9 protein-coding genes are annotated in these 11560 nt (G+C 46.1%); 4 read left to right on the plus strand and 5 right to left on the minus strand.

Features of this window, described 5'->3' with window-relative positions:
• Positions 1 to 3 precede the first annotated feature (3 nt).
• The 3 genes from JWH17_RS09020 to JWH17_RS09030 form a co-directional block, all read right to left on the minus strand.
• The gene (locus JWH17_RS09020; protein ID WP_205222276.1) at positions 4 to 1389 is read right to left on the minus strand and encodes a sigma-54-dependent transcriptional regulator; all 1386 of its coding nucleotides are present in this window, start codon (positions 1387 to 1389) and stop codon (positions 4 to 6) included.
• A 61-nt stretch (positions 1390 to 1450) separates the two neighbouring features.
• On the minus strand, positions 1451 to 3676 hold the full coding sequence (locus JWH17_RS09025; RefSeq protein WP_205222277.1) for a sensor histidine kinase: 2226 nt from the start codon (positions 3674 to 3676) through the stop codon (positions 1451 to 1453).
• Positions 3677 to 3697: 21 nt separating this feature from the next.
• Positions 3698 to 4273 carry a DUF4390 domain-containing protein gene (locus JWH17_RS09030; RefSeq protein WP_205222278.1) on the minus strand — a complete coding sequence of 192 codons (576 nt, stop codon included), beginning with the start codon at positions 4271 to 4273 and terminating at the stop codon, positions 3698 to 3700.
• Between the two features lie 396 nt (positions 4274 to 4669).
• On the opposite strand from JWH17_RS09030, the gene JWH17_RS09035 reads away from it, so the two are divergent.
• The 3 genes from JWH17_RS09035 (at position 4670) to rfbC (ending at position 6825) form a co-directional block, all read left to right on the plus strand.
• Positions 4670 to 4978, plus strand: coding sequence for a DUF134 domain-containing protein (locus tag JWH17_RS09035; RefSeq protein WP_205222279.1), 309 nt, complete (start codon positions 4670 to 4672; stop codon positions 4976 to 4978).
• A 140-nt stretch (positions 4979 to 5118) separates the two neighbouring features.
• Positions 5119 to 6192, plus strand: coding sequence for a dTDP-glucose 4,6-dehydratase (gene rfbB, locus JWH17_RS09040; RefSeq protein WP_205222280.1), 1074 nt, complete (start codon positions 5119 to 5121; stop codon positions 6190 to 6192).
• 84 nt (positions 6193 to 6276) lie between these two features.
• Positions 6277 to 6825: a dTDP-4-dehydrorhamnose 3,5-epimerase gene (rfbC, locus tag JWH17_RS09045; RefSeq protein WP_205222281.1), complete on the plus strand. Its 549-nt coding sequence runs from the start codon at positions 6277 to 6279 to the stop codon at positions 6823 to 6825.
• 118 nt (positions 6826 to 6943) lie between these two features.
• Here the strand turns inward: rfbC and JWH17_RS09050 are convergent, their stop codons facing one another.
• The gene (locus JWH17_RS09050) at positions 6944 to 8947 is read right to left on the minus strand and encodes a ribonuclease catalytic domain-containing protein (protein WP_205222282.1); all 2004 of its coding nucleotides are present in this window, start codon (positions 8945 to 8947) and stop codon (positions 6944 to 6946) included.
• Between the two features lie 283 nt (positions 8948 to 9230).
• Between JWH17_RS09050 and era the strand changes: the two genes are divergently transcribed.
• Complete coding sequence (gene era, locus JWH17_RS09055; protein ID WP_205222283.1) at positions 9231 to 10136, plus strand: GTPase Era; 906 nt, start codon at positions 9231 to 9233, stop codon at positions 10134 to 10136.
• A gap of 59 nt (positions 10137 to 10195) precedes the next feature.
• On the opposite strand, the gene JWH17_RS09060 is transcribed toward era, so the two are convergent.
• On the minus strand, positions 10196 to 11548 hold the full coding sequence (locus JWH17_RS09060) for a S41 family peptidase (RefSeq protein ID WP_232371003.1): 1353 nt from the start codon (positions 11546 to 11548) through the stop codon (positions 10196 to 10198).
• Positions 11549 to 11560: the final 12 nt, after the last annotated feature.

The raw sequence follows: 11560 nt of genomic DNA on the forward strand, positions 1-11560 counted from the left end.
TACTTACGCAGAGTGTTCACCTATTTTTGCGGCATCGATGCCGAGAGTTTTTAATTTTTTATGCAGATGGCTCCTTTCCATCCCAACCTGTTCCGCTGTTTTGGAAATATTCCCATCGTTTTCTGTAAGTTTAGCTTTGAGGTATTCGATTTCAAATGCTTTCCGTGCATCCTTGTAGGGGAGGTGCTGGATATTTTGTAAAGGAAATGTATTTGCCTCGGTTGGAGCGACCTCTTTACCGAGAAAAAGGGCGACGTCACTGTCGGCAATGATGTCTTTTGGACTCATGATCACCAGTCGTTCTATCATGTTTCTTAGCTCCCTGACATTACCCGGCCAGTTATGCTGCATGAGAGTGGTGAGTGCCTCGTTGGATAATTGTTTATCCCCAAACCCTTTTTTACGAAAATTTTGGAGAAAATCCGCAACCAGCAGGGGGATGTCTTCGCGCCTATCCATCAGAGCGGGGACATTGATGGGCACCACGTTGAGGCGATAGAAAAGGTCTTCCCTGAAATTACCTTTATGCATCTCCTCTTCCAGGTTTTTGTTGGTGGCAGCCAAGACCCTTACATCCACATTGATGGTTCTCGCACCGCCGATCCGTTCAAATTTTTGTTCCTGCAGTATCCTTAATACCTTTGCCTGACTTTTGAGACTCATGTCGCCAATTTCATCAAGGAAAAGGGTTGAGCCGTTGGCCTGGTCAAATTTACCTTTTTTAGGCTCGGTAGCACCGGTGAAAGCACCCTTGACATGGCCAAACAGTTCAGATTCGATTAATTCTTCAGGGATAGCGGCGCAGTTAACCTCCACCATGGGGTGAGCATTGCGATTGGATTTACGGTGGATGGTCTGTGCCACCAGTTCTTTGCCGGTTCCATGCCCACCACGGATGAGAACCCAGGCATCGGTCGGTGCAACTCGCTCAATTTGCTCTCGAAGCGAGTTAATAACATGACTCTCCCCGGTTATGTCTGGCCTGGTCGGCCCGCTTTCCCTGAGGAGTTTGTTTTCACGTTCAAGCCGGGCAACATGGAGTCCTTTGTTGATAGAATGGATGACTTTGTCATAGGAAAGTGGCTTTTCGATGAAGTCAAATGCGCCAATTCGTGTTGCCTGAACAGCCGTTTCGATTGTGCCGTGGCCGGATATCATGATAACCGGCAGATCGTATTGCTCCTTGATCAGTTTCAGGGCTTCAAGTCCATCCATGCCAGGCATCCAGATGTCGAGGAGTACCAAATGGATTTCTTCTTCTGCAAGTACTTGAAGACCTTCTTCTGCAGAGCCGGCGGAATGCGGAATGAATCCTTCATCGCCAAGAATTCCCGACAGGGATTCACGGATGGGTTGTTCGTCGTCTATGATCAGTATGTGGATTGACATCAGCGGTCTAAAGGGATCCGTTCAGGCAAAATTTATTAGTAAGTTGAGGCAACTAACAGTATCAGGTGTCCAAGGGTAATTCAACCGTAAATACCGTCCCGTTGGGCTTGTTATCGTGGACAATGATTGACCCGTTATGTTCGGTAATGATGGTATGGGCTATGGCCAGGCCAAGACCGGTTCCTGATTTCCTGGTGGAAAAGTAGGGCTCAAACAGACGGAGTTTCACCTCTTCGGTGATGCCTGGTCCGTTATCGGAAACTATGAGACGAACAGCCTGTGGCTGCTGTTTGTGAAAGACAAGTTTGAGCGATATGGTGCCGCTGTTTTCAAGGACGTTGGCGGCGTTATCGAGCAGGTTGATGACTACTCGTTTGATCTGCACCGGATCAAAAAAGAACTCTGGTAACTGGTCGTCTGTTTCCAAGGTAAAGTGAATGTGTTTGTGCGCTTCTTTGTAGAGGATATAGACTTCTTCTACCATTTTTTTTATGTCAGAGCGTTGTTTATGTATTTGGGGCATTCTGGCAAAATCTGAAAATTCACTGACAAGGCGTTTTATCTCTTCCACCTGGTTGATAATGGTGGCAGTGCATTGGTCAAAAATATTTCTATCTTTGGGGATGCTGTCCATGTAACGTTTTCGAAGCCGTTGCGCTGAAAGCTGGATAGGCGTTAATGGGTTTTTAATTTCATGGGCAATTCGTCTGGCAACTTCCTGCCATGCGGCAAGCCGCTGCGCTTTCTCCAGTTTAGTGAGATTATCAAACACTATAACAAATCCGATGGGATTTGACTGTTCGTCGACCATTCTGGTTATGTTGACCTGAAGAGATAAGGTTTCGCCTCTGCGGACAGTAACCCGTAGGTGGCGCTCAATGGAATGTTTGCCTGTGGAAAGGAGTTCCTTGAGAAAACTTTCCACTATCATAACATGGGTCTTCGGCAGGAAATCGTGGAAGTTTTTCCCGATCAGTTGGACGGGCTGGATGTGGAGTAATTCTTCTGCAAAACGATTGATGGTGGTAATTTGGCTGTTTTCATCAAGCGCAATTACGCCTGCTGCAACATTTTCCAGGATAGTTTCCAGGTACCGTCGCTGTTGTTCTGAGATAATGTTGCTTTCCTGCACTGCTTGATGAGCCACGGCAAGCTTTTCGTTGGATGCCTTGATATCGGTAGTCATCGAGTTGAACGAATCAACCAGCAACCCCATCTCATCGTCGGATTCTTTTTCAATAATAAAGTTGAGATCTCCGTCAGCCACACGTCTGGTTGCAAGCGCAAGCTTGTTGATAGGGCCGGTCAAACTTTTGGCTATATAAAATCCGAACCAGATTGCTCCAAACAGAATAAGCAGGGTGATTATCAGCATCATGATAATCAGGCTGAGTTTGATAGGCGCCTTGAGGATAACCAGCTGTCGGTAGTCGGTGATGCCCTCTGAAACGATTTGCATCCGTTCCAGTTTGGTGGTGGGAATCAAAAGTGAGGTAACAAGAAAAACTGGTTGTCGATAATGCTGCGGCAAGTGTACGGGGACGATAGCCAGGATCAGTTCACCAACGCCGGTGTTGGTCGTGATTATCTCGGTGGCATTGTTATTGGCGGCTTGACGCATGGCTTCGGAGGGGACAGCCGGCAACACAATGGGCTGTAAACGTGGCCCACGACGCGCTAGCAGTTGGTTCCCATTGTCGTCAATCAGGACGATACTGTCAGGTGCGCCCGGCGGAGCAATGGCCAAAGTTCTTTGAAAAAGCTGCTCAAGAGCAACCATATCCCCAATGTCCACCGTGTTGTTTTCAAGCATTTTGCCCAGTTGGGTGCCAATCCCGCTAGCTCTATTTTCCGTGTCGTGAAAAATTGATTGGGCAAGTTTAAGAGAGGCCTGCAGGGAGGCCTCCACATTGGAGTTGAACCAATAATCCATGGAGGTCGAAACAAAGCGTAGAGCGATAAAAAACAAAAGTATGGTTGGCACCAGCGAGAGTGCTATAAACGAAACAACCAGCCTGGTTTTAAGTTTTGATCCAAGAATGTTGTGTTTACGTTCAAAAACCAGTTCTACCAGGTTACGTAACACCAGATAGACCATTAACAATAACAATAATCCGTTTATGTTGATGAGGGCAAATATAAGAACCGTACTGGAAAAGGGGAGGTGGAAGTCGCCTTTAAGAAGACCCCTTTGCAGATAGCCGAGAACCGGTATCAGCAGGATACAGAAAATTATAACATAGCGGATAAGCCGTTGTTTCTTTTTTTTCTGTTCAGGTGTGAGCATTTACCCTCCGGTAAAGAGCAGTCAATAGCGAAATTCTATGGTTCGCCAGTCTGTTTCGAAATCCCACAGTGAAGTAAACGGCAAAACGTAATGTATGCCAAGAGGCAGGCTGTTTTTTTCCAATGTTGCTTTCAGGCGCAGGGCATACTGGGCTTCAGGTTGAAGTTGCTCCAGGGGAATGACCCGGAGACCGTTGAGTTCCGCCATCAATTCTTTGGCCTCTTTCAGTGAACGGGTTCTTTTCACCTTTCCATTTTTGTCGGAGTGGTAAATCTCGTATTCCTCTTTAAGACTGTTATAGGTCATGGTGTGGGTAATGGTTGTATCAATCAGGGAGGAATCCAACCAGTTGCTGCGTAATTTATTGAGCTCAACATAAAAGGTGAAGGTGATCGGAATGCCGTTTTGTACGCCGGTGATCATTTCAGGGGTGAAGGCGTTGAGCACCGTAGCGAAAAGGAGCAGGTCGGTATTGGAGGTGGTAACGATAATATCTTTCAGCTCTGGTGAAATATCGTCCTGAGCTGAGATTTGTCCTGCACCGATAACTGTCAGGCAAAAAAAGAGCAGTGTGAGTTGGAAAACAAAGCGTGTCATATATATGTGGTTATGGGTTGCACGTAACTGGTACAATAAGAGGGATCATTTTATAAGCGCCCTACTTTACTTCATTGGTCTGGTTTTGTCCATCTATTGACACTGGCTTACCGATGAGTCTCAACGGTATTTGCGTAGCTGAAAAAGAGAATAATGAACAGGGAGGTGTTGAAGATTTCTTGTATATTTTAACGAAAAAAAGTATGACTGCCTCACCTGTTTCTTTGTGTCGAATGACGATCCATTGTGACGGGGTTCATACAAGGCTGTCCGGCAATCGTTTTTATCTTTTTCTTGTTGCCAACGATAATTTTTATCGAGCTGTCAATCCAGAGAAATTCGGGCTAAGCCTATTCCCTGAAAAGAAATATCCGTAGCCGATTTAAGCGAAGAAAAATGTCACCGAGACCCAAAAAAAAACGTCACTGCCAAGGGCCGTTTTGCACAAAATCATTCAAACCTGCCGGAACACCTCTTCGTGATTTAGCAAAAGTATACATGTATCATGATGAGCTGGAGGCGTTACGGCTGTGTGATTATGAAGGCCTGTTTCAGGAACAAGCTGGTGAGCAAATGGGTGTTTCAAGAGGAACGGTGCAGCGGACGCTGACTTCAGCGAGAAAAAAAGTTGCCCAAGCCCTTTCCACAGGTTCTGCGATTATTTTTGCCGCTGATGGTGAAGAGCAGGCGGAGGAAGATCTGTAGTAAAGACTGTATTCAACGGTCTGCCTTTCCGGCTACGTGTAATATTGTACGCCATATTGGCTTCCACACCCTCAGTTGCAACACAATAAGCATACAAATGATCCCATGAATGGGTATACTCATCAGAGGTGAATGATTTCATGAAAAAAAAAGTACTGGTCACCGGAGGCTGTGGCTTTATCGGTGCGAATTTTATTCGGTTACTCCTGACAAACCAGCCCGAGTGGCAGGTGATAAATCTTGATAAACTGACCTATGCCGGAAACCTCGAAAATCTAGAGGATGTCGCAGACAATCCACGTTATAGTTTTATATGTGACGATATATGTAATCAAGAGCAGATGGACGTACTCTTCAGAGAGCACGCCATCGATACTGTGGTCCATTTTGCTGCAGAATCTCATGTGGACAGATCAATAACCAATCCGGATGCTTTCATTCAGACAAATGTTTTCGGCACTTTCTCCCTGCTGGAAGCTGCGCGCAAAGCCTGGCTGATCAGTGAGAAAAAAACTGTTTCCCAGCGACGCTTCCTTCATGTCAGTACCGACGAGGTCTACGGTTCACTTGGCGAAACCGGTTATTTTACAGAAGAGACAGCCTACGATCCTCGCTCTCCATACTCTGCTTCCAAGGCTTCCTCAGACCATCTTGTACGTTCTTATTACCATACCTATGGGCTGCCGATACTGATAACCAACTGTTCCAATAATTATGGGCCATATCAATTTCCGGAAAAGTTGATTCCCCTGATCCTTAATAACGCTTTAAAAGGGGAGAGCTTGCCTGTTTATGGAGATGGCGCCAATATTCGTGATTGGCTCTATGTGGTCGACCATTGCGAGGCCATAGTCCGAGTGGTGGAAGATGGGACCGTCGGTCAGTCCTACAATATCGGCGGACATAATGAGAAAAAAAATCTCGAGGTAGTGGAACTGTTGTGTACTATCTTAGACCAAAAAGTGGGACTGCTGCCATCGGGCAGGCCGCGAACTAAATTAATCACTTTTGTCAAGGATCGCCTGGGGCACGATCGTCGCTATGCTATAGATGCCAATAAAATTGCCGACCAACTTGGCTGGACGCCTCGTTACACCTTTGAGCAAGGCATCGAGAAAACTGTGGACTGGTATTTGGCCAACAAGAAATGGATGGATGCTGTTATCGACGGTTCATATCAGCAGTATTATGAAAAGATGTATGCCGACAGGTAACAGAGCATTGGCTGGAAAATTGAACAAGATGGAGCTTCTCAGCCGTAAAGGGAGGGTTCCTTTAAAAATACGATAAGCAAAAATATGAAGATAACAGCATCAACCACCATACCGGATGTACTTATTATAGAACCGCAGGTTTTTGGCGACGAACGTGGATTTTTTTACGAAAGTTTTAACCAGAAACGGTGGCAGGAGCAGACAGGTCTCACCAGACCCTTTGTGCAGGAAAATCATTCGCGTTCAACCTACGGAGTACTCCGTGGCCTGCATTACCAGATCAAGCAGGCCCAAGGGAAATTAGTTCGGGTGATTGCCGGAGAAGTGTTTGATGTCGCTGTTGATCTCCGACGTAGTTCGCCAACATTCGGTCAATGGACAGGTATCCACCTGAATGCAGAGAATAAAAAACAGTTCTGGGTTCCAGAGGGTTTTGGGCATGGATTTGTCGTACTTTCAGAAGTAGCTGAATTTCTTTATCTCACCACCGACTACTATGCCCCGCAGCACGAACGGGCCATTATCTGGAACGATACTCAGTTGGGTATTGAGTGGCCACTCGCAACAGAGCCGCTTTTGTCTGAAAAGGATAAGCTCGCGGTGACATTTGCCGACGCCGAAGTGTACAGTTAATCCGGATTTCTCAACGTCCAGGCGGCGAAAGTTTCATTTTTTGCGTGGTAAAGAGATAAGGTAAGCGAAGACTCCGGGTAAGCGAAGACTCCTTGGCTGCTGATGAATAGTTAACCTTTTACCATTCAAAACGTAAGACTCCGTCCAATGGTTTGACCCGGACTAGACGAACTTTGACCGTGTCCCCGACTTCTACTGGAAAGTAGGGGTTGGGTGGCAGGTCAATGTCGCAGAGGCAATCGGTGAGAAGCAGGTTGACTCGCTTGGGTCCTTGGCCAACAATCAGCGCACTCATCGATTGGCCCTGTTTGGGTTCCAAGTACCTGAGTATCCAATAACGTTGGCGCTGCTGGCGTACGGCATTTGCTCTGCTGAGTTTTTGCTGAATAGTGCCGGAAAAAGTTTTGCACTCGTCTGCTGAAAATAAAATTCCCTTGCCGTGAATCATATTACTGATCTGGTGCTGCATAGCAAGGTCCAGAAATCTTCGTATAGGGGAAGTTATGGTGGTGTAACTGTTGAGGCCAAGGCCGCTATGGGGCTTTGGATGGGCTGTCAGTTCACCTCTTGATAAAAAACGTCGTTGGAGTGCTATATCAGTCAAACTGTTACTGGTCCCTGAAATCAGACGTTTTCTAGGAGGGGGCTGTGAACGAAAAAGCCCGGGAGCACCTCTTCCGGCAAGGTAATCGGATGCAACCCCATTGGCGAGTATCATCAACTCGGAGACCAGGCTTCGCGAAGGCGTGTCCACCGGGGCAAGGTAAATTTGGATATTATTACGATCCCTGATGTCAATATTTGCATCAGGAAAAGGGAGCAGCAACGCACCTCTGTCGACCCTGCTTTGCCGTAGTTTTTTCCACACTGCATTGAGTCCGGCCAAGTCTTGATCTTTTGCTATCAGGTTGTCAGCTTCCCGATAGCTGAGTTGCCTTTGCACCTTGATGACTGAGGGAACAATGGAGGTATGGGTAATAAAGCCTGTATCGTCAAGGGTAACTAGAAAACTGATGGCAGGCCGTATTTTTCCTTTGATAAGGCTGCACACATCCAGAGAAAGGGATTTGGGCAGCATGGGCACATGCCCTTCGGGAAAATAGAGCGTTGTTGCTCTTTCCTGGGCCTCAGCAAACAAGGGGGAACGTGGAGAAACATAGTAACTGACGTCAGTAATATGAATCCCTACCCTTACTTTGCCGTTTTCCAACTGCTCAAAATGGAGAGCATCGTCAAAGTCGCGGGTAAACGCTCCATCAATGGTGAGTAGCGGGAGATCCCGAAAATCTTTTCGTTTGGAGTCGCTCAGTAATTCCTGTGTCGAGGCTTCTTTTATCTGTTCAGCGCTGGTCAGGCAGGCCGTTGGGAACTCCTGAGGATGTTCCGACTTCAGCAGAGCCAGGTTTTCGTCTGCATCCCAATACCCTGCTTTTACCAGAATATTGTAGCCCGTATGGGGAGCTGTCAGGTCTGCTTTTTTGAGCAGGTTGCGCATCAGCGCGCTTTCCTCTCCATCATTGCCGAACAGTTCATACTGTGACAGCCAGTAAAGACATTTATCGCGATCCGGCCATTCATGATTGGAAACAGTTTCTCCCTCCAGAATTTTTTGGAGAAAACTGGCCCCTGATTCAAGGAGTTTTTCTTTTTCTTGCTGCTTTTCGTATTCGTCTTGAAGGTGTTGAACCTGTTCCTGAGTGTGAATCGTAACCTGATCGTTTTTGTATTTAAAATAAAACCGATCGGCAAAAACAGCGCGGACAAAACCTGCTAACTGGTCGTCGTCAAACTCTTTGCCATAAATGAGCTCAGCCAGAAAAGTAACCGAATATTTTCGTTGTTCTTCTTCGTTGACGATTTCCCAAAGTTCTTCCAGGTTTATATCTCCAGCTAAAAGGGCGCGTTTTTCGGCGGCGGTTTTGAGCAGGTCTATCTGCTCTTCCCGGGAAGCCTGGACGGAATAGTGTTGCTTGGAAAGGGTGACAATACGAGACTGAGGAAGGCTGATTTCGCGACCATTTTGATTAATTAGGTGGACGCGTTTTTCTGATATTCTGGTGACGAGGGCGCAAATGAATTTACCGCCATCGATATAGTCAACAATATTACCGGGAGTGATCATTATCTAACACATTGCGAAGTTCAAAAGTCATGGTAAGTTACAGTGGATAGCAGGAATATGTATCTTTGTCATTATTTTCTTTAGATATATTTCATATTCCTGCAAGCAAAAAGAGAGTGTTGGAACATGGGATTATGCTTAATGTGTAAACACGGTATTATTATGTCTCAAGCACTGGTATCTGCATCTGTGAAAGTTTAAGTACACAGAAAGTAATGATAGATAATAAACACTTTCTCAAGCAAGCCATCAAGTCAATTGAATATAGATTAAAGGGTAGCACGTGAATCAAGAATCATACCGCTCAGGGGTCGTAGCCATAATCGGTCCTCCCAACGCAGGAAAATCAACTTTACTTAATCATTTGTTGGGGCAAAAAATTGCCATTGTGTCCAATAAGCCGCAAACAACCAGAAATCGGATTCTTGGAATAGTCACTGGTGACAATTACCAGATGATTGTATTGGACACCCCAGGTCTGCACAAGGCAAAGGATTTAATGAATAAGGAGATGATGAAGGTTGCTCTGGAAAGCCTTGGTGAAGCTGACCTTGTTCTGTTCATCGATGACAGTGCGGGATTATCTGAAAAGTTATTGAAGAAAAGAGAAGAAGAATATCAGCAATATTTCAGCAACATCAAAGTGCCGACTCTTCTAGCGCTCAATAAAATAGATTTGATAAAGCCGGAGCAACTTTTACCACTGACAAAATGGTACAGTGATCGACATGACTTTGATGCCGTGATCCCTATTTCGGCGCTCAAGGGGGGGGGCACAGATACCCTGGTCGCAGAAATGGTGAGCCGGTTGCCTGAGGGGCCAAAGTACTATCCGGATGACATTCCAACCGATGCTTCTGAACGATTTATTGTGGCCGAAATAATACGGGAGAAAATTTTCAGGCTTACCCGGGAGGAAGTCCCTTATTCAACTGCAGTGGTGATTGATTCCTTTGATGAAAGCAATCCATCGTCTGTGGTTATTCATGCAACAATCGTTGTTGAAAGAAGCACCCAAAAAGGTATTGTCATCGGACATCGCGGGCAGATGCTTGCCACTATCCGTAAACAGGCAACTGCGGATATTGTACACATGCTAGGCTGTAAAGCGAGGCTGCAGCTATGGGTAAAAATCAGAAAAAACTGGACCGACAATGAGCATATACTCAGAGAATTCGGACTGAGTTAATATGCCTTGGGCGAGGTACCTGCCAAATTTCGGTTTTCTGTTATTTATAGGGGCAGTTCTTATTTTTCAGCAACTATTTCAAGGCTTTTCAGGATAATAAGGGCAGTTCGCAGTTGACTGTCCTTTTCTAATTTTTCGGTAATTTCCTGTTGTTTTTGTTTATTGTCATTTTTTGTATCTACCGTTTCCGTCTCGGCTTGGGACTTTTTTTGGGTGGTGTTGATGAAATGGCCGGGCAGGTCTTTTTCCCTGACCTGTGGTGCCGAGAGGTCTTCGTTTTTTTTGTCTGGTTCAGTGCTTAAAGGAGCCTCAATGTCAGGGTGAATACCTGTTGCCTGGATTGAGGTGCCGCTGGGGGTGTAGTATCTGGCAGTGGTGAGGCGTATACCCGCTCCACCTGGCATTGGGAGCACTGTCTGTACTGACCCCTTGCCAAAAGTTGTTGTCCCTAGAATGATGGCTCGTTTGTTGTCTTGTAAGGCTCCGGCAACGATTTCAGAACCGCTCGCTGAGCCACCATTAACCAGAACAACCATGGGAAAATCGTTTTTCGGTCCGCCGTTGTGGGCTTCAAAGACCATCTGTTCTCTACCGTTACGTCCCTTGGTTGAAACAATAATACCATCATCAAGAAAGATGTCTGCTATCTTGACCGCCTGATCAAGCAGCCCGCCAGGATTGTTTCGTAAGTCAAGAACAAGCCCCTTGATTGGGTGTTCCTTTGCACCAGCAAGAAGTGCTTTGCGAAAATCCCGCGTGGTGGTGGCTTGAAAACTGGTAATACGGGTATAGAGAATCCCAGGTTCAAGCATCAGGGATTTAACTGAATAAAGGGGGATAATGTCTCTTAAGAGAGTTATTTCCCGCATCTCTTTCCATTTTTCTCGGTAAATGGTCAGGGTTACTTCGGTATTGAGTTCCCCTCGTAATGATTTAACCGCATCCATCAATGACATATTTTTGGTCAGTATACCGTTGATACGAATAATCTGGTCGCCGGCCTGGAGCCCTTTTTTTTCAGCAGGCGTCCCCTCGATGGGGGCAACTACGGTGAGGATGTTGTCTCGGACAGTAATTTCAATACCAATACCATGAAAGCTGCCCTGGGTTTCTTCCTGCAGTTCACTGAAATCTTCGGGTGACATATAGGAAGAATGCGGATCCAGGGAATTAAGCATGCCATTGATGGCACCGTTAATTATTTTTTCGGTATCAACTTCGTCAACATAATGCTGTTGGAGTAAGACCAGTACATTGGAAAATATCTCCAAGTGCTTATAGGTGTCGCGGTTGAGCTGACTGTCGTCAGCCTGCGTTGTGCCGGCACCGAAGAGTAACAATGAGAAGAGCAGCGAAAGGCATAGCCTTTTTTGGGTGAGAATCATGTCCGGCAAGAGTGTGGTAAGCTTCATGGCGTTATGTGC

The sequence above is a fragment of the Desulfogranum marinum genome, assembly GCF_016918565.1.
GTDB lineage: Bacteria > Desulfobacterota > Desulfobulbia > Desulfobulbales > Desulfobulbaceae > Desulfogranum > Desulfogranum marinum.

Bases quoted from the DNA above. Each gene is read 5' to 3' on its own strand.
- JWH17_RS09020 (WP_205222276.1), bottom strand. From the start codon at position 1,389: ATGTCAATCCACATACTGATCATAGACGACGAACAACCCATCCGTGAA.
- JWH17_RS09025 (WP_205222277.1), bottom strand. From the start codon at position 3,676: ATGCTCACACCTGAACAGAAAAAAAAGAAACAACGGCTTATCCGCTAT.
- JWH17_RS09030 (WP_205222278.1), bottom strand. From the start codon at position 4,273: ATGACACGCTTTGTTTTCCAACTCACACTGCTCTTTTTTTGCCTGACA.
- JWH17_RS09035 (WP_205222279.1), top strand. From the start codon at position 4,670: ATGTCACCGAGACCCAAAAAAAAACGTCACTGCCAAGGGCCGTTTTGC.
- rfbB (WP_205222280.1), top strand. From the start codon at position 5,119: ATGAAAAAAAAAGTACTGGTCACCGGAGGCTGTGGCTTTATCGGTGCG.
- rfbC (WP_205222281.1), top strand. From the start codon at position 6,277: ATGAAGATAACAGCATCAACCACCATACCGGATGTACTTATTATAGAA.
- JWH17_RS09050 (WP_205222282.1), bottom strand. From the start codon at position 8,947: ATGATCACTCCCGGTAATATTGTTGACTATATCGATGGCGGTAAATTC.
- JWH17_RS09060 (WP_232371003.1), bottom strand. From the start codon at position 11,548: ATGAAGCTTACCACACTCTTGCCGGACATGATTCTCACCCAAAAAAGG.